The organism is Shimia marina (assembly GCF_001458175.1).
Taxonomy (GTDB): Bacteria; Pseudomonadota; Alphaproteobacteria; order Rhodobacterales; family Rhodobacteraceae; genus Shimia; species Shimia marina.
Genome location: NZ_CYPW01000024.1, coordinates 265,352 through 290,719 on the forward strand (window position 1 = coordinate 265,352; position 25,368 = coordinate 290,719).

Consider the following 25,368-nt stretch of genomic DNA (forward strand, 5'->3'; position numbering starts at 1 on the left):
CACAACGGCCATGCTGGGCAAGGCCCTGCGCCGCGGGATCCGCGATTTTACACGCAAGCCGATCTATGGCCTCGGCTTTGCGTTGTTCTATGTGCTGGGAGGCTGGGCGATGACATGGCTGACGGTGGCCAGTGGGCAGAGCTACTGGTTGACGTTTGCGGCCATCGGCTTTCCTCTGATTGGACCATTTGCAGCCGTGGGGCTCTATGAGGTGTCACATCGGCTGGAGCAGGGGCAGGCGATGGATTGGCCGGACATTGCGGGCGTGGTGTTGCGCCAGAGCAAACGGCAACTCCCATCGATCTGCGCGGTGATCATCATCGTGTTTCTGTTCTGGTTCTTTCTGGCGCATATGATCTTTGCGCTGTTTCTGGGCCTGTCAACGATGACCAATGTGTCCAGCTCCATGGAGGTCTATCTGTCGGCCAATGGGCTGATGATGCTGAGCTTTGGATCTGTGGTGGGATTTCTCTTTGCGCTGCTGCTGTATATGATCACGGTGCTGTCTCTGCCGTTGCTGCTTGATCGTGAGGTGGATTTTGTGACCGCCATGATCACCAGTTTCCAATGCGTACAGCAGAATTTTCTCGTTATGATGCTTTGGGCTGCGGTGATTTCTGTGAGCACATTTGCAGCGATGTTGCCAGGTTTTCTGGGGCTGTTTGTGGTGTTGCCTGTGCTCGGCCACGCGAGCTGGCATCTATATGCACAGGTGAAGGCGGCAGGGAGTCCTGCGGATTGAGGCGTGTTCAGGTGAACGGTTTGTCGAGCTGTAGATAGTTGGCGTGAAATTTCGGCAAACCCTCCACCGTGGTATATCCGGTTTGACGCGCGGCTTTCATGACGTCAGCAAAGGGGCAGTTCAGATGCTCATAGACAACCTGTGTCACGCGGCGGCCTGACATGGTGGCACGCGTCGGCAGTGCGGTGTAGCCAAGCCAGTAGCTGTTGTGAAAAGTGGCTGCACGGCTGAGGTAATTGAACGTGGTGGCGGCATTGCTGCGATGGGCGACGGTAAAAGAGACCCCGTCATCTTGTGGCGACACCACGCCTCTGAATTCACGCAGTTGGCTTTGTAGGGGCAACCCCTGCGCCCGCATGGCGCTGCGTGGTTCAAAACCGCGTACAAACACATAGCAATCCTGTCGAAACACATGGATCATACCAACGAGCAGTTGGTCGGGTTCAATGAAGCTTTTGCGGGAGAAGCGATAGAACCCCGATGGGAAAATCTCCTCTGGCAGGCTGCGTGAGCGCAGACCGAGGAATTCATAGAGATAGGGATGATTATATACGCCTGGCTTTTCCAGAACGCTGGATATCGGCTCCAGAAGGATGCGGGCATCGACGTCAAAGAAAGCACAGATCTGAGCCAAAACATCAGGTCGTGGAAAACTGTCGCCGGACAGATAGCGATTAAATTGCGTGCGATTGATGCCAAGATCGCGGCACAGGCTGGCGACAGAGCGATAGGGGGCGGCCAGTTCACGCAGATTGCGACCAAACATCTTGCGCAACTCCAGAGGAGGAGAGCTTAGACTGGTTGGGCCTTCTGGGTCTTGCATAGTGCATGCCTGTGTTTGGGGGTGCAATTTACGGTGTTCTGGAGGATATCGGGATCGAATTGCAACTATTGAAGATGTTTTTTGATAAAAAAATGATGCCAACTAGCGTCATAATGCTCCTAGGTTGACACAAAATGCAACCTGTGGTGCAACCCAATAAGGAGTTCGAAAACGTTCTCAATTTCGGGGACGACAGAGTTGCGTGTTTTTAAGCGACATAGCATGGGGCATTTAACAACTGGGGAGAAAACATGTTTGGTGTGGTACTTTGGAGTGATCCAGAGCGCTGCAAAGCCGTAATTTGGTGTGAAGATCATCGTGACCTTGCCTATTTTGATGGGGCCAAGGAGGGTGTGATGGATCATGGACCCAATGAAGAGACCGCCTCTGTGGCGCTTGGGGTTGGGGATATGCTTTTGTTTGATGTGTGTGTGACTGAACAGCGGCGAACGGCGTATAATCTTCAACGTGTGGCGGTGGCTGCGGCAGAAGATTTGGTAAACAAATGCAGTTTGAGGGACACAAGCTGCGCATGACACAGGGGAAAGGCACAAATGTCGTTCCTCTGGCCCAAGGAACAGTTCAGAGCCGCCAGCAGTGAAATGACGGCCTTTGAACGGGTTGTGAACGATCTGCGGTGCTTTGAAATATTTATGCTGTTTTGGTGGAGAAGCCCCGAAACGGAAAAGCACAAAAAAACGGGAGGCCATGAGCCTCCCGTTTGCGTTTTGACTATAGATAATTTCGCGTTGAAATCGCCTCTGGTCGGTTACTCTGCGCCACGTGAGAGTGCGGCAACCCCGGTGCGCGCCACTTCTACCAGACCAAGCGGGCGCATCAGCTCTGCGAAGGCGTCGATTTTTTCCGGCGCGCCGGTGAGTTCAAACACGAAGCTTTCCAGCGTGCTGTCCACCGCATTGGCGCGGAAGATGTCCGCAAGGCGCAGCGCCTCCACGCGTTTGTCCCCAGATCCCGTAACCTTGAAGAGCGCGAGTTCACGCTCAACCGCAGGGCCTTCGACGGTCAGGTCATGCACATCATGCACCGGCACGATGCGGCCCAGTTGCGCCTTGATCTGTTCAATCACCTGCGGGGTGCCGGTGGTCACAATGGTGATGCGCGACAGTTTACCGGTGTGATCCACCTCGGCCACGGTGAGACTTTCGATATTGTAGCCACGGCCCGAGAACAGGCCAATCACCCGCGCCAGCACGCCCGGTTCATTGTCGACCAGAACTGCCAGCGTGTGGGTCTCAATCTCATCTGAGAAATTCGGACGTAGGTTATAGGCGGAGTGGCTCGTGGAGCCTTTTTTGATTTTTAGAGCAGCCATGATCTTTCTCCTTACACCAGAACCGCGCCGCCGGCCTCGATCGCGCCCTGCGTGCTGGCTTCGCCCAGAAGCATTTCATTATGCGGCTTGCCTGATGGGATCATCGGGAAGCAGTTTTCATGTTTCTCAACCAGACAGTCAAAGATCACCGGGCCATCGTAGTTGATCATTTCCATGATCGCCTCGTCCAGATCATCCGGGTCAGAACAGATAATGCCCTTGGCGCCGAAGGCTTCGGCGAGCTTCACAAAATCAGGCAGCGCCTCAGACCAGCTGTGGCTGTAGCGTTCGCCGTGCAGCAGCTCCTGCCACTGGCGCACCATGCCGAGGCGTTCGTTGTTGAGGATGAACTGTTTCACCGGCAGGCGGAACTGCACTGCGGTGCCCATTTCCTGCATGTTCATCAACCAGCTTGCCTCACCCGCCACGTTGATCACGAGGCTGTCGGGATGGGCGACCTGCACACCGATGGAGGCCGGGGTGCCGTAGCCCATGGTGCCGAGCCCACCGGAGGTCATCCAGCGGTTTGGATCTTCAAAGCCGAGGTACTGCGCCGCCCACATCTGGTGCTGGCCCACTTCGGTGGTGATGTAGCGGTCATGCTCTTTGGTCAGCGCTTCAAGCCGTGCCAGTGCGTACTGCGGCTTGATGGTTTTGCCTTCCTGCGTGTATTTCAGGCATTCGACCTTGCGCCAGTCGCTGATCTGCTCCTGCCACTTGGCAATCGCCTCGCGGTTCACAGCGCGGCCACGGGCCTTCCAGACTTTCAGAATGTCGGTCAACACGCTTTCCACATCGCCCACAATCGGGATGTCCGCCTTGATCACCTTATTGATCGAGGAGGGGTCAATGTCGATATGCACCTTGGTAGAGCCCGGCGAGAAGGCCGAAATCAGACCGGTGATGCGGTCATCAAAGCGCGCGCCGATGTTGATCATCAGATCACAGTCATGCATCGCCATATTGGCTTCATAAAGGCCATGCATGCCCAGCATGCCAAGCCAGTTTTCGCCCGATGCCGGATAGGCGCCCAAACCCATCAGGGTGGAGGTGATCGGAATGCCGGTGGCATCGACCAGTTCCCGCAGCAGTTTGGAGGCTTTGGGGCCGGAGTTGATCACGCCGCCGCCGGTATAAAACACCGGGCGTTCGGCTTTCTCCAGCGCTTCCACCAGCTCGTTGATCGCGGTGATGTCGCCTTTGGTTTCCGGCTCATAGATCGAGGTGTCCGATTTCTCTGGCGCGGTATAGGTGCCAGAGGCGAATTGCACATCCTTTGGAATGTCGATCAACACAGGGCCCGGGCGGCCGGAGCGCGCCACATGGAAGGCCTGATGCAGGGTTTCGCTCAGGGTGTCGGTCTCTTTGGCGAGCCAGTTGTGTTTGGTGCAGGGGCGGGTGATGCCCACGGTGTCCGCTTCCTGAAAGGCATCCGAGCCGATCATGAAGGTTGGCACCTGTCCGGTGAGCACCACTAGCGGGATCGAATCCAGCAACGCGTCCGTCAAGCCGGTCACCGCGTTTGTGGCGCCGGGGCCGGATGTCACCAGCGCCACGCCCACTTTGCCGGTGGAGCGGGCGTAGCCTTCGGCCGCATGCACCGCACCCTGCTCATGACGTACGAGGATGTGACGGATGTCATTTTGCTGAAAAATCTCATCGTAAATCGGTAGGACGGCGCCTCCGGGATAGCCAAAGACTGTGTCCACACCCTGATCCTTCAGGGCTTGAACCACCATTTTTGCTCCGGTCATCTGACGTGTCATCATTCTCTCCGTTACCGACGACATATTTTACTGCCACAAAAAAGCCCCCGCTTGTGGGCGAGGGCGCATGGGGTACCGTTATGGTGTCCGTTACCGGCCCATGCGCCTATTTCCAACAATGACGACTAGCCTCTGCATCGTCTGGATCCTTTAATGTGTTCGAAGCGGACCTTATGGGCGCTGCGGCGCGGCGTCAACCGCGAAAAGCTCCGAAAGCTGATGTTTTGGGGTGAAAATCTTTGCGATTGTTGCGTCACGAGGGGGCTTTGGGGAAATTTGATGAAAAATCACGGTCCCATGGTGACTGATTCAGAGTGTGTGGCTCTGGCCCGCGTGACTGTGTCGCTGCCGCGCGCGCCATTGCGCGCGCCGGGCGCAAGGCTTTGATGGGCACAGCTCTGCTGTGTCGCAAAGGCGCGTGAGCACTTTGCTTTGGATTTCAAAGAGGGTCTGAAGGCGCGGGAGCTGCGCTTAGAGGCGCACGCCGGTGCCCTGCAGCACGCCGTGTTCCATAGCGTAGCGGGTCAGCCCGGCGGTGGAGGAAATGCCGAGTTTGCGTTTGATGTTCTTGCGGTGGGTTTCTACCGTACGCACGGAGATATCGAGATCGATGGCGACCTGTTTGTTGGACTTCCCCTGCGCCAGTTCCAGCAGAACGGTTTGTTCCCGGCTTGTGAGCGGTTCGCGCTCTGAGGTTTTTGACGGAGCCAGAGAGCCTTGCGCCCCGGTGCAGAGATAGCGCTCGCCGCGCATCACCGCGTCAATGGCGGTTTTGATTTCCTCGGTGGGCACATCCTTGAGCACATAGCCCATGGCGCCATGGCTCAGCGCGGTTGAGATATACTCGGGGCTGTCGTGCATCGACAGGATCAGAACCCGCAGATCCGGGTCCCGTTCCAAAAGCATCTCTGTGGCCGTCAGTCCACCGATTTCAGGCATGTTGAGATCCATCAAAACCACGTCGGGGCGCAGTTTTGGCAATTGATCAACCGCTTCGCGCCCATTGCTCAACGTGCCGACCACAGCGATTCCCTCATAGCTTTCCAGAATGGATTCGATGCCTTCCGCGACCATGGGGTGGTCATCGACGATCACAACTTTCACAGCACTATCAGGGGTATGCTCTGGCAGCTCATCTGGGGCGTGGTCGGTCATGCGCGCGCCTTTCTGGTATTGTCGGAGCCCTCAGTCTGGGGCGTCAGGATGTGACTTAGCGGCACTTCTGCCACAATTACGGTGCCAGAGCGAGATGAGAAGATGCGCAGCGTGCCTTCCAGCTGTTCCACACGTTCCTGCATGTTGCGCAATCCAAGGCCCCCCAGCGAGGCGCGCTCACTTTCCTGAGGCAGGCCGCAGCCATTGTCGGCAATGCGCAATGTGGCGCCTTTCTTATGCCCGCGCACATCCATGGTCACGGCGGTGGCGCCCGCATGACGTTCGATATTGGTGAGCGCTTCCTGAGCGATCCGGTAGAGGGCAATTTTTGCGTCCTGATCGAGCCGGTTGCGGAACACTACGGTGTTGAAATCCACGGAAATGGCCGTGCGTGTGGAGAAGTCATCAGTCAGCGCCTTAAGCGCCGGACCCAGCCCCAGATCATCCAAGACGCCGGGCCGCAGATCGCGGGAGATGCGGCGCACTTCCTGAATGGCCCCGGAAAGGTGGCCGATGCCTTTCTCCAGCGACTCCAGCCCGCGGTCGTCCCCGGATTTCAGTCGGCGCCGCGCGCTGTCCAGCGCATAGCGAACGCCGACCAGCAATTGGGAAATGCCGTCATGCAGTTCGCGCGCCACACGCCCGCGCTCTTCTTCCTGAGCGTCAAACACGCGTTGTGTCAGCGCCTTGAGCTTGGCGTCGGCCAGGCGGCGCTCGCGCACGGTGATGACAAAGCCGGAAAAGAACACCAAGAGCAGCGCGGCCACGGTGATGATCAGGATATAAAGCGAGGTGCGCTGTACGCGCTCTTCCACATCCGCACGGGCGGCGGCCACGCTGTCGAGCACGTCGTCAATGAAGATGCCGGTGCCCACAACCCATTGCCAGTCCTGAAGGCCGACCACATATGTGACCATGCGGGCGGTTTCCAGCGTGGAGGGCTTGGCCCAGTCAAAGCTGTGATAGCCGCCTCCGGTGCGGGCGATTTCGATCAGGGGATCAATGATCTCTGTGCCATTGAGATCGGTCATGCCCCGCCAGTTCTTGCCAATCAGATAGGTCTGGCGCGGGCTGACCAGATTGTTGCCGTCATAATCAAACACAAAGAAATAACCATCCTGCCCATAAAGCATAGAGGAGAGGATCTGCGTGACCGCAAGCTTGGCCTCTTCATCATCGGGGGCGGCGCGGCCGTAGATATTCACGAAAGCGGTGCGGGCGATGGAGATATAGTTCTGAAGCTCGGCTTTCTTGGCTTCGATCAATTGGGTTTCCAGCGCGCGGATTTCGCGTTCGGCCAATTGGCGCGATTGATTGGCCACCAGCCAAGAAATCGCTGCCACAGCCAAAAGCAGGGGCAGGGTGGCCAGCAAAAAGAGTTTCTGGCCATAGGAGGGTCGCAAACGGGTCAGCAAAGAGCGCATATTTGATTCGTTACGGAAGTTTTACCGCGAATCAAAGGAGAGATTCGCAATTTTTGGCGCTACCAATCCGGCGGGTGGCAAGTTTCAAAGCCAAATTGGTTCGACTTTTTTGCCATTTGATCGCTTTCTACGCGGTAGTGGGTATTTCTTCTACGTAGGGTCAGAGCTAGGCTCGCGCCACTTCAACGATCCGCCCGGAGTCTCTTTGCAGGTGTCGGGCTGAACAATTTCTGGGAGGAAAACCTATATGGATCGTCGTTCTTTTCTGAAAACTTCTGCTCTGGGCGGTACCGCAGCCGCAGCCACCACTCTGGCCGCACCGGCATATGCAACCGGCAAGCGTACCCTGACCATGGTGACCTCTTGGGGTCGTGGTCTGGCTGGCGTGTTTGACGCGGCTCAGTATGCAGCAGACACCATCACTGCGATGTCCGGTGGTGACCTGACCGTGGAAATCAAAGCCGCTGGCGAACTGGTTGGCGCGTTTGAAGTGTTTGACGCTGTGACTGCAGGTCAGGCTGACATGTATCACGCGGCTGACTACTACTTCGTAAGCCAGCACCCAGGTTACGCTTATTTCACCGCCGTGCCTTTCGGCATGACAGCGCAGGAACTGGTGAACTGGTACTACCACGGTGAAGGCGCGGCTCTGCATGATGAGCTGGGCGAAATCTTCGGTCTGAAATCCTTCCTCGCAGGTAACACCGGTGCGCAGGCAGGTGGCTGGTTCTCCAAAGAGATCAATGGCCCTGAAGACTTCCAGGGTCTGAAATTCCGTATGCCAGGTCTGGGTGGTCAGGCGCTGGGCAAAATGGGTGCCTCCGTTCAGAACCTTCCAGGTTCCGAGGTGTATCAGGCGCTGGCATCTGGTGCGATCGACGGCACCGAGTGGATCGGCCCATGGGCGGATGAAAAAGCTGGTTTCCAGGAAATCACCAAGTTCTACTACACCGCAGGCTTCCACGAGCCAGGCGCGGGTCTGTCGCTGGCGACCAACCGCGAAGTCTATGACAGCCTGTCTCCGGCACACCAGAAGATCATCGAAACCGCAGCAGCTGCCGCGCACCAGTGGAACCTTGCACAGTTCCTCAACAACAACGGTGCCGCGCTTCAGCGTCTGCAGGCCGGTGGCGTGAAAACTCTGGAATTCCCAGACAGCGTTTGGGACGCAATGGGTGGCGCAGCCAAGGAAACTCTGGACGGCTACATGGATGACGAGCTCTTCGCCAAGATCCGTGCCTCCGTTGAGACCTCCATGCGTGCCTCCTCCGGCTGGCTGGTGAAATCTGAAGGCGTCTACCGCGCGCAGCGCGACCGCGTTCTGGGCTAAGGCCTGACAAGCAAGACAAAACGGCCCCCCGGAACTCTCCGGGGGGCCTTTTGCAAAACCGGACAGTTGGTCGTGGGAGCGCGCTGTCTGACCACTCAAACAATAAGGGGATGAGGGGCAATGCTGGACGGTCTGGTCTGGTTCTTTTCCAACATCGGCCAAGCTTTTGTGAATGCGGGCTACGCGCTTTTGCATCCGGGCATGTGGCTGAGCTGGATTGGCGGCCTTGAGACCACCGAAGACAAACAGGCGCTGATGCGGTTTGTCTATTATGGTGGCTCGGTCGAATTTTTCTTTGCGGTGTTTACACTCTTCCTGATCGTGACGGCGATCGGGATGTGGCGCACCAATATCATGTGGGGCTGCGTGCGCGTGCTGGAAGGCTTTGCCAACACCGTGGGCCGCTTTTTTGCCTGGGCAGGCCTGCTGATGGTGTTACAGCAGATCGTGATCGTTTTCATGCAGCGGATCTTTACCGTGGCGGAAATTTCACTGATCTGGAATGTCGATTTCCTGACCGCGGATGTGAGCTGGTGGGCGGAAGAGCTCAAGCTTTATAACGCCATGATCGTTTGTCTTTGTGCCACCTACACTTTTGTGCAGGGCGGTCACGTGCGGGTGGATCTGATCTATTCCGGCATCAGCCACCGCGCCAAGCGGGTGATTGACATGGTTGGATCTCTGATCTTCATGATGCCTGTGGCTGTGCTGACATGGATGTATGGCTGGTACTTCATGTGGCGCCATCTGGTGACGCCAAAAGTCTCCGCTTCCGACAAGCTGGAATTGTTGCTCAAAAAGGCGCGTATTCTTAAGTGGAACGTAGAAACCATTGGTTTCTCTCCCAACGGCTTTAACGCGTATTTCCTCTTCAAAGTGCTTCTGGTGGCCTTTGCCGCCATGGTCTTCCTGCAGGCGATTGCCTTCTTCTACCGCTCCTACCTGGAGTTCAAAGAAGGTGCCGGCAGTGCAGGCAAGTACCTCGACCGCGATACGCTGGGCGAGGGCGAAGAAGCCTATGAAGGCACACACTGAGTATAGGGGCAGAACCAATGCTATTTGGACTTGATGGGGTCGAGATCGGCCTGATTATCGTCTTTCTCTGCCTCTTTGGGGGCATTCTCTCCGGCTTTCCGGTGGCCTTTGCCATCGGTGGGGCAGGGGTGATCTCTTTTGCGATCATCGCCGCGCTGGACAGCGCCGGCATTCTTATTCACCAGGCCATTGATACCGGCTCGGCCATGTATGCCGATCTGATCGCGCAGGGTGTGAAACCCGACAAAATATCGATCTTCCGATATCCGGACCTCCCCACCGAAGCCTATCCTGTTTTTGCAGGCGGCTGGGAGCAGGCGCTGAACCGCAACATCAGTTTTGTGGTCAACCGTATGAACGAGCGTGTGCTTGCGGGACAATCCATCGAAACGCTGCTGGCGGTTGTGATGTTTGTTCTGATGGGGATCACGCTGGAACGCTCCAAGATCGCAAACGATCTGCTGACCACCATGGCGCGCGTCTTTGGCCCGCTGCCCGGCGGTCTGGCGGTCTCGGTTGTGGTTGTGGGGGCTTTCCTTGCAGCCTCTACCGGCATCGTGGGGGCAACCGTTGTGACCATGGGGCTGCTGTCGCTGCCCACCATGCTCAAGAATGGCTATAACCCAAAGCTGGCGACCGGTGTGATTGCGGCCTCCGGCACATTGGGGCAGATCATTCCGCCCTCCATTGTGATCGTGCTTCTGGGCACGCTGGCGGGGGATCTCTACTCTGCAGCGCAGGAAGACCGCGCACAGGTTGCCGGATGTTCGGATGCACTGACCTATCTGGGTGAGCCTGCGGTGGTGTCCGTTGGCACCTTGTTCCAGGCGGCGCTGATCCCCGGCATCATGCTGGCGGTGCTTTATGGGCTGTATGCCTTTGGCTATGCGCTGTTTAACCCGAAAGAAGCCCCAGCGGTGGAGTTTGGGGAGAGCACAGGTGAGGTAATCACCCGTGGCGAAGGTCTCACATGGTTCCTTGGCGTGCCTGCGGCACTGATCGCGGGTGTGATCCTGCTGGGACAGGTCAATGTGATTGGCTCTCAGAACGTGATTGTGGACAGCTTCTCGGATGCGGGTAAAACCGCAAGCCTGCGCACCAATGTGAGTGCCGAATGTCAGGCCTCCATGATTGACCTGCATGGTCAACTTGCCTGGGACACCGCGGTTGCGGAGCAGGCGGAGATCGATGCGGCAGGTGGTGTGGCGGAAGCGCGTGCACTGACCGAAGAAGAACGCGCCACACAACGTGTCGAGAAGATCGCGGCGGCAGCGCCGATCGGCTCTGGCATTGCGATTGGCTTCTTGCTGCTGGCACTGGTTTTGACCACAGCACGGGGTGTTTCTCCGAGCGCGGACAGCCGTCCTCTGCTGATTGGCGGGGCGGGTGTTCTGCTGGCGCTGGGTGTGGACATTGCATTGATCTCGCCGGTAACCACGCCGGGCTGGACGCTGATCTTTGTGGCACTGCCTCTGGCGATGACCCTGTATGGGGTGCGCTATGCGGCGGGTCTGCTGAGCAAAAATGATCTGCTGCGTGTGGTGTTCCCGCCGCTTGTGCTGATCATTGCGGTGCTTGGGTCCATTTTGGGTGGCATCACCAACCCGACGCCGGCTGCGGCGCTGGGCGCGGGTGGGGCCATCATGCTGGCGGCCTATCGCAAGCTGAAGGATCAGGAGAAATCTGGCGCAATCATCATCTGGTCCACTTTTGCCGTGATCATCATGATCCTGGTCGGGGTGAACTTTGATCTGCGGGTGAACCAGACCGATGTGGCCACAGAGAACCTGATTGCATTCTTCGTTGCAAAGGGCGCCTATCTCTTTGCGATGTTTGGTCTGCTCTATGGGTGCTGGGTGCTGTTCCGCGGCAAGGTGCTGTCTCCGATTGTGCGGGAAACGGCCAAGGTGACCTCCATGGTCTTCACCATTCTGATCGGCTCGCAGCTGCTCAATCTGGTGGTGATCAGCTTTGGCGGGGAGCATTATATCCAGCAGTTCCTGAAGTCCTTTGACAATGAGCTCAAAGTCTTCCTGATCGTGATGGTGGTGCTGTTTGTGATGGGCTTTGTGCTCGACTTCCTGGAGATCATCTACATCGTGATCCCGATTGTCGGCCCCGTGATCTATGGCTCTTATTTCGATCCGAAATGGGTGACCATCATGATTGCTGTGAACCTGCAGACCTCCTTCCTGACGCCGCCCTTTGGCTTCGCGCTGTTCTATCTGCGCGGCGTGGCGCCCAAGGAAGTCACGACGGGGCACATCTACAAGGGCATTATCCCCTTTGTGCTCATTCAGGTGCTGGGGCTTGCGATCCTCTGGTTCTTCCCATCGATCGTGACCATCCTGCCTGCGCTGATCGGGAACTGATCACCGCGCAACAGACATAAAGAAACGGGGGCCTTTGGGCCCCCGTTTTGCGTTCTGCGGACATATGCGGCGGGATCAGTAACGCGCGGCGCGGTTTATGGCGACTGTGCCCATAACATGATCGGTCAGCCCCTGTTTGCGTGCCGAGGTGAGCATCAGCACGATGGAAATGATTTGCAGGATCGGGAACATGACAGAGACGCGATAGCCCAATGTATGCAAAAACGCAGCGCCCAGATCAAACCGCGCGCCATCGGATTGGCGCATTTCAATCGACATCAGCCGCATGCCCCATGTGGCCGACCCTGTGGTCAGGGTGACCACGCGATAGGCAAACCCAAAAACAAGCACCAGCCCGCCAAAAAACAACAGACCTGTGAAGGCGGTAAACGGCAGAACCAAAACGCAGAGCACAAAGACCAGCGCGCTGTCGGTGACCCAGGCGAGAGCGCGCTTGAAGGTCACATCCTGATAAAACTCAGATTGGGTGTCAGGATCAGGCAGCGCATAGCTGCGTCGATCTGTGGTGGCTTGGGTCATTGGGGTCTTTCTTGAAATATGTGCAGAGCAGGCAGGCGGAGAAAAACGGTGCAGAAGGGGCTCCTGCACCGCGTTTGCATTTAAGAGAGATCAGGCCTCTTCGGTTTCGCGGCGCGCATCAGCGGCCTTGTGCGCACGCTCATCCATAAACTGATCAAACTCTGCTTTGTCTTTGGCGGCGCGCAGGCGTTCGAGAAAGTCCTCAAAGCTCTTCTGCTCGTCTTCCAGACGGCGCAGGGTCTCATCACGGTAGCTGTCAAAGGCGCTGTTGCCGGTGGAGGTCATCACATGCATGCGGCGCGAACAGCCACGGCTGCGGGAAGATTTTTTGAACATATCTTTGCTCCAGATCATGTAGAAAAGCAGGGCCAGTCCGACGGGCCAGAAGAACACAAAGCCAAGCACCATGGCAGCGATCCAGGCGCCTTTGCCTTTGCTGTCGAGCCAGGCCTCGCACTTGCCAAACCAGCTCAGGTGCTGTGTGTCGGCGTTATGGGCGGTTGCGGCAGGGGTCATGGGGGTCTCCGAGATTATGTGTCTGTGTGCGGTGTGAGGCTATATGTAAATCGCTTTCACATTATCTAAATTGGCACCGGTCGGTGAGAATGCAAGCATGAATGTGAATTCTTTTTACATTTTGACGTTAGCCTGTTGATAAAAATTATTATTTTACTCTGTATTATTGCTGCATTGGGCCGGATTTCGGCGCAGGCTGCGGTTTTTATACGCCGTCCCCTGCGCCGCTGGCGCGTAAAATTTCAGTTCTGCTGTGCTCAAAGTGGATTTGCGTTTTTGTCAAAAGCAGGGAACTGTGCGGCCATGATACACGAGAAAGATATGAAATCTCGACTTGTTGCGCTGGAAACTCAGGTCTGGGAGGCCTTGGTGCGTGGCGACAGCGCAGCCGATGGTGCCCTGTTGACCGATGATTTTCTGGGGGTTTATCCCGACGGTTTCGCCGGAAAAGAGGCCCATACCGGGCAAGTGTCAGATGGCCCCAGCTTTGCAGCTTATGACCTGAGTGATCTGCATCTGCGTCAGATTTCAGAGCGTGCCGGGCTTTTAAGTTACAGGGCGGCCTATCAAAGGGTCGATTCAGAGGTCTGGGAGGTCATGTTGATCACCTCGCTCTGGGAACTGCGGGAGGGGCAATGGCGCAACAGCTTCAGTCAGGACACGCCACTGCGCAAATAGTCGCTGCCGCGCTTCATTTGGCCAAAAATATCCCGGGGGTGAATTGGCGCAGCCAAGAGGGGGCTGGCCCCCTTCACCCCCGGGCGGCTTGCCCGCCCTGCGGCAGCGCAGCGGATTGACCTCGCCTGACGCGCTCTGCAAAGTCCGCCCATGTCTTTTGAGTCGCATATCACCCGCCTGCCACATGCCTATGATCCTGCCCTTGGGGCCGAAGCGCTGGAGGCTGTGCCCGGCCTATCAGGCGATCTGGCCAAGCTGATTTATGGGGTGGGGGGCTCCAGCCCCTATCTGAAGAGTCTGATCCATAAAGAGGCGACATGGCTGCCTGAGGCCTTGCAGGATGCGGATGCCGCATTGGCCGCTTTGATGGCAGAGCTGCGGGCCGGGGCACCGGATCAGCGGCCCACCGCCTTACGTGCGGCCAAGCGCAGGGTGGCACTGTTGACGGCGCTGGCAGATGTGGCTGGGGTTTGGAGCTTGGAAAAGGTCACCGGGACCTTGACGGATTTTGCCGACCTAGCCAGCCAGCTGGCGCTGGAGGCCACCATTGGTGCGGAAATCCGGCGCAAGAAACTGCCGGGGGCCACCGAAGATGATATCCCCACAGCGGGGGGGATGGTCTCTATTGCCATGGGCAAAATGGGCGCGCATGAGCTGAACTACAGTTCTGATATTGATCTGATCTGCCTGTTTGACGAAACCCGCTTTGATCCGGATGACTATCACGATGCCCGCGCCAGTTTCATCCGGGCCACACGCAAGATGGCCGCGATGCTCAACGACATCACCGGCGATGGTTATGTGTTTCGCACCGATCTGCGGCTGCGGCCTGATCCGGCGGTCACACCGGTCTGTATCGCCATGGAAACTGCGGAGCGCTATTATGAAAGTCTGGGGCGCACCTGGGAGCGGGCGGCCTATATCAAGGCGCGGCCTTCTGCGGGGGATCTGGCGGCAGGGCAGCGGTTTCTCACCACGTTGACGCCTTTTGTTTGGCGCAAACATCTGGATTTCGCGGCCATTCAGGACGCCCATGACATGCGGCTGCGCATTCGGGAGCACAAGGGCCTTGGCGGCGCGCTGGAGCTGGATGGGCACGACATGAAGCTTGGGCGCGGCGGCATTCGGGAAATCGAGTTTTTCACCCAGACCCGTCAGTTGATTGCGGGAGGACGGGATCCTTATCTGCGGGATCGTCACACAGTGCCGGGCCTGCGCAAGCTGGCGGCGCGCGGCTGGGTGCCTGAAGAAGTGGCTGAGGGGCTGGCGGATCACTACCGCTTTCATCGCGAGGTGGAGCACCGGATACAAATGGTGGGGGATGCGCAGACGCACCGTTTGCCCAAAGGGGCGGAAGGCTGGGGGCGCATTGCCGGCCTGATGGGGCGCGATGTGGCGGACATCCAAAACGAGCTGCGCCGCCGCATCGGCGAAGTGCATGAGATGACCGAAGGCTTTTTTGCGCCAGATGCCGCCTGTGCTGCGGATGCGGGGGAGGTTGCGCCGCATGCCTTTGATGAGCGCATTCTTGAGCGCTGGCAGACCTATCCGGCTCTGCGCAGCCCGCGGGCCGTGGAAATCTTCAAACGTGTACGCCCGGAGATGCTGCGGCGGCTGGCGCAGACGGCGCGGCCGGATGAGGCGCTTTTGGCGCTGGATGGCTTCCTGCGTGGTCTGCCCGCCGGGGTGCAGCTGTTTTCCCTGTTTGAAGCCAATCCGCAACTGATTGATCTTTTGGTGGATATTGTTGGTACGGCACCAGCGCTGGCCCAGCATCTGTCGCGCAACTCGGGCGTGTTTGATGCAGTGATTGGGGGCAGTTTCTTCACCGGCTGGCCCGGTGTGAACGCCCTGACGGAAGACCTGACAGAGCGGCTGGCGCGGGAGAGCGATTATGAGCATCAGCTTGACGGCGCGCGGCGCTGGGCCAAGGAATGGCAGTTCCGCATTGGCGTGCATCATCTGCGGGGGCTGATTGGTGCGGAGGAGGCCGGGCGGCAATATGCGGATCTGGCGGATGCGGTGCTGGCCGGGTTGTGGCAGCCGGTGGCGGATCATTTTGCTCAAAAGCACGGGCCGATGCCGGGGCGCGGGGCCATGGTGCTTGGCATGGGGTCTCTTGGGGCGCAGCGTTTGAATGCGACCTCGGATCTGGATCTGATTGTGATTTATGATGCGGATGGTGTGGAGGCCTCTGAAGGTCGGCGGCCTCTGGCGGCGCGGCCTTATTATGCACGGTTCACACAGGCCTTGGTGACGGCGATCAGCGCGCCTATGGCACAGGGGCGGCTCTATGAGGTGGACATGCGCCTGCGCCCTTCGGGCACACAGGGGCCGGTTGCCACCTCCTTGCCCTCCTTTAAGAACTATCAGGAGAACGAGGCCTGGACCTGGGAGCATCTTGCGCTGACGCGGGCGCGCCCTGTGACCGGGGCACCGGCGTTGATGGCAGAGGTTGAAGCCTTTCGCCAAGAGGTGCTCAAAGCGGAAACTGGCACTGGCACTGAGGCTGGTGCGGGTACGGGGGCTGCGTGCGTGGGTGCCGATGTGGCAGAGATGCGGGGGCGGATTGCGGCGGCGAAGGCTCCGGATGGGCCTTGGGATGCCAAGATTGGCGCTGGGCGGCTTCAAGACATCGAACTGCTCAGTCAGACAGCCGCGCTTCTTGCGGGCAGCCCGCGCCGCACAGTGACGCAGGGATTGCAGGCAGGTGTCGCAATTGGGTGGCTGAGCGCCGCTGAGTCCTCAGACCTTGCTACCACCTATCGGCTTTGTTGGCAGGTACAGCTGGCCTCCAAACTTCTGTCTGGCCAAACCATTGATCCGGACAGTATTGGGGAAGGTGGCCGCGCCTTCTTGCTGCGTGAGACTGGGGCGCAGGATATGGAGGCGTTGATGGCACATCTGCAGACGTCCTGCAGCACGGCGGCCAAGCTGATTGAAGATGCGCTCGCGCGGTGCGATGCGCTGCCCACTGGGGAGGTATAATATGGACCTGTCGCACTGCGATCCCAAAGGATTGATACACGAAAGCTATCGCATCGAAGGCATCACTGCGGCGGAGTGCCGTTCCATTTTTCTGGATTGGGCTTTGTCGGTGCCGGAGGGGATCGACAGTCGGGATGCGATTGAGGTACTTTTGTCAGCATTCGCTGCACAGGCACCTGACCATCCCATGACACAGGTCCTGCAAGACGGCCGCGTAAAGATGGCGAACCCTCGCCGTCGTGGCGGCTGGCGCAGCCGTCCAAGAGATTGAAAATCAAATAACTTAAATGACCTAAACCCAGCCAATTAAACGCCAGGCATTTGGTCCTAAGCCGCAAGTGTTTTGGGAGTAACTTGATGTCTCAAGCGCGTTGCGACGTGTTTGAGTAAAACTTTAACAATTCCCCCGAATGGTCCCTCAGCTGTCGCAATCCCGCCCCATTTCGTCAGCATTGTGACGATGGAACTAACAGAGACCCAAACGGTCTGAGGAGTGGGAAATGACTTTAGTACGTGTGATCGCAGCGATGGTTTTGGGGCTGGGTGTGAGCGCTTGTGCCTCGGTCGAAACCGCGAGCCGGAACCTGCCCTATGAGGCCGCGCCCAGCGGGCTTGTGGCGCCGGCGCCGTCCTATCAGTTGGCCGGTTTTGACGTTTCTGTACCCAAGACACTCGTGGTGTCGGAATCCAATATGTATTACCCGGGGGGCGATATCGTCTGGCGCGGTGAAGCCTATGGCAATCGTCATGAGCAGGTGCAGGCGATCTTTGAAGAGAGCCTGCGTCTAGGGGCGGGGCCTCTGGATGGGATCAAACCGGTCAAAGTAGAGATCGAAGTGGCCCGCTTTCACGCTTTGACCGAAAAAACGCGCTACACCGTGGGCGGTGTGCACTCCATCAGCTTTACCATGACCATTATCGACCCTGATACCGGCGTGGTCCTGCGCGGCCCCAAGCCGATCAAGGCGAGTCTTGTGGGCTATGGCGGGCAGAAGGCCGTAGTGGCGGAATCCCGTGGTCTGACACAGAAGTACCGTATCACACAGCATCTGGCACGGGTCGTGCGCGAAGAGCTGACCAAAGCGGAGGGCTTTGTGGCCCCTGAGCGCGGCGTCACGCAATCTATTCGCCCGTTGGAGCCGATTGGCACGCAGCTGACATCCCCATCCCCAGCCGCATCCTCGGTGGCCGCACAGGGCTGAACGCGGCCCAAGAGAGAGGAGCGTGAGGCGCCAACAGGGCTTTTCACACCTCAAAGAACACAGTAGGAGGGCGGCATGTCTATGCCGTCCTCTTTTGCGTCTGAACGCCCCGTCGTACGTCTGAAACCCAAAGCCAATGCTCGTGCCATCCGGCATGGGTTTCCTTGGGTCTATGACAATGAGCTGGTCACCGATCGGCGCACCAAAGCGCTGGCGCCGGGCACCATTGCGGTGCTGGAAGATGACAAGCGTGACCCCATGGGGCTTGTGGCCACCAACAGCCACAGCAAGATTTTCTGTCGGATGCTGGAGCGCGATTTGGACGCGCAGATCGATCAGGCCTGGTTTGAGGCGAAGTTTGCCCGCGCGCTTGCGATGCGGGAGCGGCTCTATCCCAGCCCGTTTTACCGCCTGATCCATGCTGAGGCTGATGGTCTGCCCGGTGTGGTGGTGGATCGTTTTGGCGAGGTTTGCGTGGTGCAACCCAATGCCGCCTGGGCGGATACGTTGATTGAACCGCTAGTTGCGGCGCTGGTTGCGGTGACCGGGGTGTCCTGTGTGATTATGAACGGCAGCGGGCGTGCGCGCAGTCTGGAAGGGCTGGAGGAGCGCATGGAGGTCATGGTCGGGCAGGCCCCGGCAGGCCCCGTGCCGGTGAAAATGAATGGGGCCACCTATATGGCCGACCTGACCGGAGGGCAGAAGACCGGGCTGTTTTATGATCAGCGACCCAACCATGCGTTTGCGGCACAGCTTTGCAAGGATGCAAAGGTTTTGGATGTATTCTCCCATGTGGGCGGGTTTTCTCTGGCCGCTCTGGCCGGTGGTGCAGCCCATGCCACCGCGGTGGATGGCTCTACGGCGGCGCTGGAACTGGCGCAGGCGGGGGCTGCGGCGGCGGGCGTGGAGGCGCGTTTTGACACGCGTAAGGGCGATGCCTTTGAGGTTTTGACAGCGCTTCAGGAAGAAGGGGCGCAGTTTGATGTGGTGATTTGTGATCCGCCAGCCTTTGCGCCCTCCAAAGCGGCGCTGGAAAAAGGATTGCGGGCCTATGAGCGCGTGGCACGTCTGGCTGCGCCGCTGGTGGCAGAGGGGGGCTATCTGGGTTTGTGTTCCTGTTCACATGCCGCAGATGTGGCGCGCTTTCGAGGCGCAAGCCTGCGCGGGATTGGCCGGGCCGGGCGGCATGCGCAGCTTTTGCACACCGGCTTTGCGGGGGCGGACCACCCTTTGATGCCGCAGCTTGCGGAAAGTGGTTATCTGAAATCTCTGTTCTTCCGTCTGTGAGCCTGATGTGAAACGTCTTCTGCTGGACACCTGCGTGCTTTATCCGACCGTGATGCGGGAGGTGCTGTTGGGGGTGGCGGCGACAGGAGCGTTTGAGCCGCAATGGTCGGTCCGGATCTTGGAGGAGTGGGCACGGGCCGCGCGCAAGATTGGCCCCACAGGAGAGCCGCAGGCACGCCGTGAGATCGCGCTTCTGACGGCGGCCTGGCCCAAGGCGGCAATCACCTGGAAGCCCTCGCTTGAGGCGCGTCTTGTTCTGCCTGACCCGCATGATGCGCATGTGCTGGCGGCGGCCATTGCGGGCTCCAGCGATGCGATTGTCACGGTCAACGCGAAAGATTTTCCACGTCAGACTTTGGCCGAAGAAGGGCTTTTGCGGCTTGCGCCCGATGAGTTGTTGCGCGGGTGTTGGGCCGAGGATCCGGACGGGGTGGCACAGGTCTGTGAGGCGGTGCGACTGGAGGCGGAGCGGCTCAGCGGGGCCACATGGGGGATGCGCGCGCTGCTGAAGAAAGCACGCCTGCCCAAACTGGCCAAGGCAGTGAGTGCTGCGGGGTAACCTCGGAGAGGGCGCGTGCAGCGCAGGCGTGCGATGAGGAGGGGCTTTGCCCCGTCACAGCAGGCTGTGCTCCCCAGGATATTTTTCTCAAGAGGAAGGCTCAGGGTGTGGGGATGCCCCAGTCCGATTCGAGTTTTTCGATGGCTTTGATGCGCTCTTCGGTTTTGGGGTGGCTGAGCAGCCAGGCGGGGGTGGTGGCGCCGTGGGCACCTGTGAGATGGGCCAGCTTGTCAAAGAGGCTTTTCTGCGCAGAGGTGCCAATGCCTGATTTGACCAGCAGGGCGGCGGCATAAGCATCTGCTTCAAATTCATCTGCGCGCGAAAGCCGTGCCATCAGCAGAGATAGTGCGGCCCCTGATAGCAGCGCGCCAAGGCCGGGCAGGAAACGGTTGAGTACCATGGCCAGCGCTGTGCGTAGGGCGTTTTGCCCAGAAAAATCAATCATGCGGCGGCGGGCATGGCCCAAGGCAACATGGCCGAGCTCATGGGCAATGACGCTGGCCATTTCCTCGGCGGTGACATCGCCTGCGCGATATTTTTGATAAAAGCCGCGGGTGAGGTAGATTTTGCCATCGGGCGCGGCGAGGCCATTCACCGGCTCGATCTCATAGATGTGTACGCGGATGCGGGGCAAATCGAGCGCCTTGGCCATGCGCGCGATCAGCGGCGCAAGCTGGGGATCTGCCAGTTCCGATGACTTTGCAGCCAGCTCTTTATTGGTACGCCATGCGGAAAACCTGAAGGTCAAAATCCCCATGACAAGGGCCAGCAAAATGGGCGTCAGTTTGATCATGGGAGAGATATGGGCCTCAGGGCGGTGCGGTGCAAGCTATGTGAAGCGGCAGGTGGTCTCTACGTCACATGCTGTGGGATGTTGACGCTGTTTGAAACGGCTGCCTAGGGTGGGGGCATGAAGGATATAAAAACAACGTGTGAGTGTGGGCGGACGCACATCAAATTGCATGCGGCGCCGCGTGTGCGATTTCGCTGCCATTGTACAAAATGCCAGGCTGTGTATGGCGCGCACTATGCGGATGCTTTGCTGTTTCGTCGAGGACAGGTGCGGGCGGAAGAGCCCGACAGTTTGAAGTGGATCAAGACCATGCGGCCGTCGCCTCTCTCGCGTGGGGTGTGTCGGCATTGTGATCAGCCGATGTTGGGCCTCCTGTTTGGGGTGTTCAATATTGTGCCCTCGGACAGGCTTTCTGATCTGGCACTGCCGCCGGTGTCTTGTGACATCTACTATGGCACGCGGGTGCGCGATCTGGCGGATAATATCCCAAAACATCTCGGTGCGGTGGCCAGCTATGTGGGGCTGACACTGCCAGTGATGCAGGTTTTGGCTCTGCCGGGGAAGCGATTGCCGCAGAATTGAGCAGGCATGAAGGCGGAGCGGCGTGCCGAAGGCTGTTAGCGGGTCAGCTCACGCATGCCACGTTCCAGCCCCTCTAGCGTCATGGGCACCATGCGGTCCTCAAAGATTTCGCGGATCATGCTGATGGAATGGGTGTATTGCCAGTGGGTTTCTGGCACCGGGTTGATCCAGAGATTTGAGCCCCACTGATCCTGCGCGCGTTCCAACCAGACCTGCCCGGCTTCCTGATTCCAATGTTCATTGGCCCCGCCGGGATAGGCGATTTCATAGGGCGACATGGAGGCGTCACCCACAAAGATGCATTTGTAATCCGGCCCATAGGTGCGCAGGACTTCATGGGTAGGTGTCTGATCGTTCCAGCGGCGCTGATTGTTGCGCCACACGCCTTCATAGAGGCAGTTGTGGAAGTAGTAGTATTCCAGATGTTTGAACTCGGCACGGGCGGCGGAGAACAGCTCTTCCACCACTTTGATATGCGGATCCATCGAGCCGCCCACATCCAGAAACAGCAGCACTTTTACTGCGTTGTGACGTTCGGGGCGGGTTTTGACATCCAGATAGCCATGTTCGGCGGTGGCGCGGATGGTGTTGTCCAGATCGAGCTCTTCGGAGGCCCCTTCGCGGGCCCAGCGGCGCAAGCGTTTGAGCGCCACTTTGATGTTGCGGGTACCCAATTCAACCGTGTCGTCAAAATTGCGGAACTCGCGTTTGTCCCAGACTTTCACGGCGCGTTGATGGCGGCTTTCTTTCTGGCCGATGCGCACGCCTTCGGGGTTGTAGCCATAGGCACCAAAGGGGCTGGTTCCGGCGGTGCCGATCCATTTATTGCCGCCCTGATGGCGGCCTTCCTGCTCTTTGAGGCGCTCCTGCAGGGTTTCCATGAGCTTGTCAAAGCCGCCCATGGCCTCAATCTCGGCCATTTCTTCCGCGCTGAGATGTTTTTCGGCCATCTTGCGCAGCCATTCCTCGGGAATGTCCACAGCCTCCAGAACATCCTGTGCGGAAATCTCTGCAAGACCATCGAAGGTCATGGCAAAGGCGCGGTCGAATTTGTCGATGTTGCGCTCGTCCTTCACCATGATGGTGCGCGCCAGATAGTAGAAGCTTTCCACATCATAGGTGGCGAGGCCAGCGCGCAGCCCTTCAAGAAAACCTAAGAATTCGCGTAGCGACACAGGCACACGGGCGGCTCGCAGGTTTTCAAAGAAGGGTAGAAACATCTTGGATCACACAGACATACGATGGACGAAGAGGGTGACGAACAGGCCCAGCATAGCAAAAATCATCGCGTAGACGACGGCGTATTGCAGGATGTCGAGCCTTTTGCCGCCACGTTTTGCAGCGAGAGCGCCGCCGAGAATTGCGCCAATCAGGGCGCCAAAAATCACAAACATCGTCTCTTATGATCTCCCTTTGATCGGGCTGAGCGAGGCGATTTCGCGCAGTTTTGCGCGTACGGCCCAGTCCGGGCCAAAGCCGTATCTTGCCCAGCCAAGACTGTCCAGCCGCAGTTGACCTGCCTCTTCCAGCTTGCCCTCCATCTCCAGCGCTTCGGCTTTCAAGAGCATGAGCGTGGAGAGCAGGGCGGCGTTTTCAAATTGTGCGGCTTTGGGTAATTGCGGAGAGAGAATGTTCAGGGCTTCGCGGCTTTGGCCTGCGCTGATGGCATAGGCGGCCAATTGGGTGGAGACATAGGCGCGATGAGGGCCGAAGGGGTCTGCGGTGCGATAAACGCGGTCGGCTTCGGCGAAGTGAAAGAAGGCTTGGGACAGATCCTGTCCCTGAATCAGACGCCCCAGCGCATAGTGGGAAAACCCGAGGCGGTGATCTCGCCAGCCTTCTTTCTGGGCAATCTTTAGTGCCTCTTGCGCTGCGAGACGGCGGCCGATCTGTGAGGTGCCGGGGCCGAGCGCGGTTTGCACCGCTTCAATCCAGCTGCGCGGCGTTGCAGGGAGCGGGTTGGAGGACAGCCGTTCGCCACGCGGGTTGATGCGCGCCAGGATCGCGGGCAGGCGTTGCGCCACTTCGGCGCGGGTCATGCCATTGGTTAGGCTTGGATCGTAATAGGCCCGCAGCACCAGCATATCAAAGCCTGTGAGCACCGCATGAATGTTGTCGTCATTAAAAACGCTGTCAGGCAGGCGGTAGAGATCGTTGAGCGGGCCAAGAGCCTGTGCCAATTCTTCATGAAGGCAATCGCGGGTTTCTTGCGGGCTGGCATCATTCGGCAGAAAGATCGCAATCTTGCGCCGGTTCTCCAGAAGTGCCCAATTGGCGGCACCGCTGCGCCGTGCGCCGCGATATTGGTTTAACGCGGAAATATTGGGTACCACAAAGCAGGCGGCCTGTGGCAGGGCCTTGCGGATGTCTTTGCGAGAGACCGCCTGAATGGTGATATTGGCCGTTGCGGAGGTGGTCTGTGTAATGTTGATCCGCGCCTCAGTGCGCAGCCGCGTCAGGAGCGCGCGCAGGTCACTCATCATGCCCGCAGGCGGTGTGCCGGTGACGCGCAGGGTGATGGGGCCTTCAAAGCGGGTCATACGCGCCAGTTTTCGGCCACTTTCCAGTTCAAAGGAGAGATCGAGAAAATCGCGGGCGATGTCGCGGTTGGAGCGGCCCGGCGGCAGGGGGCGGGGTGTGGAGAAGGCTTTGACCGGCGGCAGGGTGACCTCAGAGACAGCCGCACGGGTGGTGGACCCACCCTCCCATGCAGGGGCGCAGGCGGAGACCAGAAAAACAAATGGCAATAAGAAACGAAACATCAGGGCCTTTGATACCGAATGAAAGGGGTCAGTTTTCCGACGCGATCATAAAGGGTGCGTGCGGTTTGGTTAAAATCCTGTGTCAGCCAATAGACCGATGGCGCGTCATTTGCGTCGGCGGCGGCATAGACGGCTTCGATGAGTTTGCGCCCCACACCCGTGCCGCGCACGGCGGGGTCGGCAAAGAGATCCTGAAGGTAGCAGACGTTTTCAACTTTCCATGCGTGGCGGTGGAAAAGGAAATGGGTCAGACCAACCAATGTGCCGTCCTGTTCAGCAACAAGGCAGGAGAAATCCTGCGGATCTTCGCCCAGAAGCCGCGCAAAAGTGCTTGCGTAGACCTCTTCCGGCACGGTGGTCTCATAAAACGTCAGATAGGCGGTCCAGAGGTGACGCCATTGTGCTTCGTCGGTGGCTTTGAGGGGGCGAATGCGCGGTATGGCGGCTGTCATCGTCTGTCCTGTCTGTGCCTGCGCGCCAAGCGGCGCTGGCTGTTAGCCTAGCATGCCTGAGAACTGGGGCAAGAATGCGGTGGTCGTCGACAGAAATCGCGGCCCTCGATCAAGAAACAAGTCTCTGAGGGCCGGTTACAAACTCACCGACCCGAGCGGGCCATGAAGGCCAGACGCTCAAACAGATGCACATCCTGTTCGTTCTTCAACAAGGCACCATGCAGTTTGGGCAGGGCGTTGGCGCCATCTCGCTTGAGATCCTCAGAACTCAGGTCTTCGGCCAGAAGAAGCTTCAGCCAGTCAATCACCTCGGAAGTGGAAGGCTTCTTTTTCAGGCCAGCGGTTTCGCGGATCTCAAAGAATTGTGTGAGAGCTGTGGTTAGCAGGGCGTCTTTGATGCCCGGATGGTGTACAGCCACGATTTTTTTCAGGGTCTCCATATCCGGGAAGCGGATGTAGTGGAAAAAGCAGCGCCGCAGGAAGGCGTCTGGCAGTTCTTTTTCGTTGTTGGAGGTGATGATGATGATCGGGCGATGTTTGGCCGTGACGGTCTCGCCGGTTTCATAAACGTGGAAGGCCATCTTATCGAGTTCTTGCAACAGGTCGTTGGGGAATTCGATATCGGCCTTGTCGATTTCGTCAATCAGCAGCACGACTTTCTCGTCACGGTCAAAAGCTTCCCAGAGTTTGCCGCGCTTGATGTAGTTGGAGATGTCATGCACGCGCTCATCGCCCAGTTGGCTGTCACGCAGGCGAGATACAGCGTCATATTCATAGAGGCCCTGCTGTGCTTTGGTGGTGGATTTCACGTTCCATTCGATCATTTTGAGGCCCAATCCCTGAGCCACCTGCAGGGCCAGTTCAGTTTTGCCTGTACCGGGCTCGCCCTTGACCAGAAGGGGACGCTCTAGCGCAACTGCAGCGTTTACGGCTACGGTCAGGTCATCTGTCGCTACGTAATCTTTGGTGCCAGTAAACTGCATGGAAATTCTCCGCCGGTTCCTCAATTTCAGCGCGACCCTATCCTGA

General features: G+C 58.3%; 25 protein-coding genes. 12 read left to right on the plus strand and 13 right to left on the minus strand.

What is annotated here, in order from left to right:
* Positions 1-10 precede the first annotated feature (10 nt).
* Positions 11-742, plus strand: a complete 732-nt coding sequence (locus SHM7688_RS12045) for a DUF2189 domain-containing protein (protein WP_058240257.1) — start codon at positions 11-13, stop codon at positions 740-742.
* 7 nt (positions 743-749) lie between these two features.
* Here SHM7688_RS12045 and SHM7688_RS12050 read toward each other — a convergent pair whose 3' ends face one another.
* Entirely contained in the window at positions 750-1,565 is an 816-nt protein-coding gene (locus SHM7688_RS12050) for a helix-turn-helix domain-containing protein (protein ID WP_058240172.1), read from the minus strand.
* A 251-nt stretch (positions 1,566-1,816) separates the two neighbouring features.
* Between SHM7688_RS12050 and SHM7688_RS12055 the strand changes: the two genes are divergently transcribed.
* The gene (locus SHM7688_RS12055) at positions 1,817-2,101 is read left to right on the plus strand and encodes a hypothetical protein (protein WP_058240173.1); all 285 of its coding nucleotides are present in this window, start codon (positions 1,817-1,819) and stop codon (positions 2,099-2,101) included.
* A gap of 233 nt (positions 2,102-2,334) precedes the next feature.
* Here SHM7688_RS12055 and ilvN read toward each other — a convergent pair whose 3' ends face one another.
* From ilvN to SHM7688_RS12075, 4 genes are all read right to left on the minus strand, one after another.
* The gene (ilvN, locus tag SHM7688_RS12060) at positions 2,335-2,898 is read right to left on the minus strand and encodes an acetolactate synthase small subunit (RefSeq protein ID WP_058240174.1); all 564 of its coding nucleotides are present in this window, start codon (positions 2,896-2,898) and stop codon (positions 2,335-2,337) included.
* A gap of 11 nt (positions 2,899-2,909) precedes the next feature.
* Positions 2,910-4,664, minus strand: coding sequence for an acetolactate synthase 3 large subunit (locus tag SHM7688_RS12065; RefSeq protein ID WP_058240175.1), 1,755 nt, complete (start codon positions 4,662-4,664; stop codon positions 2,910-2,912).
* A 471-nt stretch (positions 4,665-5,135) separates the two neighbouring features.
* Positions 5,136-5,819, minus strand: coding sequence for a response regulator transcription factor (locus tag SHM7688_RS12070; protein WP_058240176.1), 684 nt, complete (start codon positions 5,817-5,819; stop codon positions 5,136-5,138).
* Positions 5,816-7,243, minus strand: coding sequence for a cache domain-containing protein (locus tag SHM7688_RS12075; RefSeq protein ID WP_058240177.1), 1,428 nt, complete (start codon positions 7,241-7,243; stop codon positions 5,816-5,818). The genes SHM7688_RS12070 and SHM7688_RS12075 overlap by 4 nt, the downstream gene beginning before the upstream one ends.
* A gap of 247 nt (positions 7,244-7,490) precedes the next feature.
* Here SHM7688_RS12075 and SHM7688_RS12080 point away from each other — a divergent pair, with 247 nt between their 5' ends.
* The 3 genes from SHM7688_RS12080 (at position 7,491) to SHM7688_RS12090 (ending at position 11,980) form a co-directional block, all read left to right on the plus strand.
* Positions 7,491-8,573: a TRAP transporter substrate-binding protein gene (locus tag SHM7688_RS12080; protein WP_058240178.1), complete on the plus strand. Its 1,083-nt coding sequence runs from the start codon at positions 7,491-7,493 to the stop codon at positions 8,571-8,573.
* A 120-nt stretch (positions 8,574-8,693) separates the two neighbouring features.
* Entirely contained in the window at positions 8,694-9,608 is a 915-nt protein-coding gene (locus tag SHM7688_RS12085; RefSeq protein ID WP_058240179.1) for a TRAP transporter small permease subunit, read from the plus strand.
* A gap of 17 nt (positions 9,609-9,625) precedes the next feature.
* On the plus strand, positions 9,626-11,980 hold the full coding sequence (locus SHM7688_RS12090) for a TRAP transporter large permease (protein ID WP_058240180.1): 2,355 nt from the start codon (positions 9,626-9,628) through the stop codon (positions 11,978-11,980).
* 75 nt (positions 11,981-12,055) lie between these two features.
* On the opposite strand, the gene SHM7688_RS12095 is transcribed toward SHM7688_RS12090, so the two are convergent.
* Together SHM7688_RS12095 and SHM7688_RS12100 are read right to left on the minus strand one after the other, a co-directional pair.
* Positions 12,056-12,520: an RDD family protein gene (locus tag SHM7688_RS12095; RefSeq protein WP_058240181.1), complete on the minus strand. Its 465-nt coding sequence runs from the start codon at positions 12,518-12,520 to the stop codon at positions 12,056-12,058.
* A gap of 90 nt (positions 12,521-12,610) precedes the next feature.
* On the minus strand, positions 12,611-13,036 hold the full coding sequence (locus SHM7688_RS12100; protein WP_058240182.1) for a DUF2852 domain-containing protein: 426 nt from the start codon (positions 13,034-13,036) through the stop codon (positions 12,611-12,613).
* Between the two features lie 321 nt (positions 13,037-13,357).
* Between SHM7688_RS12100 and SHM7688_RS12105 the strand changes: the two genes are divergently transcribed.
* From SHM7688_RS12105 to SHM7688_RS12130, 6 genes are all read left to right on the plus strand, one after another.
* A complete protein-coding gene (locus SHM7688_RS12105; RefSeq protein ID WP_223229208.1) occupies positions 13,358-13,714 on the plus strand; it encodes a nuclear transport factor 2 family protein in 357 nt (118 codons plus the stop codon).
* Positions 13,715-13,864: 150 nt separating this feature from the next.
* Complete coding sequence (locus SHM7688_RS12110; RefSeq protein WP_058240184.1) at positions 13,865-16,702, plus strand: [protein-PII] uridylyltransferase family protein; 2,838 nt, start codon at positions 13,865-13,867, stop codon at positions 16,700-16,702.
* Between the two features lies 1 nt (position 16,703).
* Positions 16,704-16,973: a hypothetical protein gene (locus SHM7688_RS12115; RefSeq protein WP_058240185.1), complete on the plus strand. Its 270-nt coding sequence runs from the start codon at positions 16,704-16,706 to the stop codon at positions 16,971-16,973.
* A gap of 229 nt (positions 16,974-17,202) precedes the next feature.
* Complete coding sequence (locus SHM7688_RS12120) at positions 17,203-17,904, plus strand: DUF6778 family protein (protein WP_188128110.1); 702 nt, start codon at positions 17,203-17,205, stop codon at positions 17,902-17,904.
* 81 nt (positions 17,905-17,985) lie between these two features.
* Positions 17,986-19,191, plus strand: coding sequence for an RSP_2647 family RNA methyltransferase (locus SHM7688_RS12125; RefSeq protein WP_058240186.1), 1,206 nt, complete (start codon positions 17,986-17,988; stop codon positions 19,189-19,191).
* A gap of 7 nt (positions 19,192-19,198) precedes the next feature.
* Positions 19,199-19,750: an RSP_2648 family PIN domain-containing protein gene (locus SHM7688_RS12130; protein ID WP_223229209.1), complete on the plus strand. Its 552-nt coding sequence runs from the start codon at positions 19,199-19,201 to the stop codon at positions 19,748-19,750.
* A 100-nt stretch (positions 19,751-19,850) separates the two neighbouring features.
* On the opposite strand, the gene SHM7688_RS12135 is transcribed toward SHM7688_RS12130, so the two are convergent.
* Positions 19,851-20,543, minus strand: a complete 693-nt coding sequence (locus SHM7688_RS12135; protein ID WP_058240187.1) for a M48 family metallopeptidase — start codon at positions 20,541-20,543, stop codon at positions 19,851-19,853.
* 117 nt (positions 20,544-20,660) lie between these two features.
* Here SHM7688_RS12135 and SHM7688_RS20155 point away from each other — a divergent pair, with 117 nt between their 5' ends.
* Positions 20,661-21,125 (plus strand): GFA family protein, encoded by a 465-nt coding sequence (locus tag SHM7688_RS20155; protein WP_083499033.1) that lies wholly within the window; start codon positions 20,661-20,663, stop codon positions 21,123-21,125.
* A 35-nt stretch (positions 21,126-21,160) separates the two neighbouring features.
* Here SHM7688_RS20155 and SHM7688_RS12145 read toward each other — a convergent pair whose 3' ends face one another.
* The 5 genes from SHM7688_RS12145 to SHM7688_RS12165 form a co-directional block, all read right to left on the minus strand.
* Positions 21,161-22,345, minus strand: a complete 1,185-nt coding sequence (locus SHM7688_RS12145; protein WP_058240189.1) for a vWA domain-containing protein — start codon at positions 22,343-22,345, stop codon at positions 21,161-21,163.
* Positions 22,346-22,351: 6 nt separating this feature from the next.
* Positions 22,352-22,519, minus strand: coding sequence for a hypothetical protein (locus SHM7688_RS19880; RefSeq protein WP_058240190.1), 168 nt, complete (start codon positions 22,517-22,519; stop codon positions 22,352-22,354).
* A 6-nt stretch (positions 22,520-22,525) separates the two neighbouring features.
* Positions 22,526-23,887, minus strand: a complete 1,362-nt coding sequence (locus tag SHM7688_RS12155) for a DUF2927 domain-containing protein (protein WP_058240191.1) — start codon at positions 23,885-23,887, stop codon at positions 22,526-22,528.
* On the minus strand, positions 23,887-24,339 hold the full coding sequence (locus tag SHM7688_RS12160; protein ID WP_058240192.1) for a GNAT family N-acetyltransferase: 453 nt from the start codon (positions 24,337-24,339) through the stop codon (positions 23,887-23,889). Before SHM7688_RS12160 ends, SHM7688_RS12155 begins: the two co-directional genes overlap by 1 nt.
* A 143-nt stretch (positions 24,340-24,482) precedes the next feature.
* Positions 24,483-25,322 (minus strand): AAA family ATPase, encoded by an 840-nt coding sequence (locus SHM7688_RS12165; protein WP_058240193.1) that lies wholly within the window; start codon positions 25,320-25,322, stop codon positions 24,483-24,485.
* Positions 25,323-25,368: the final 46 nt, after the last annotated feature.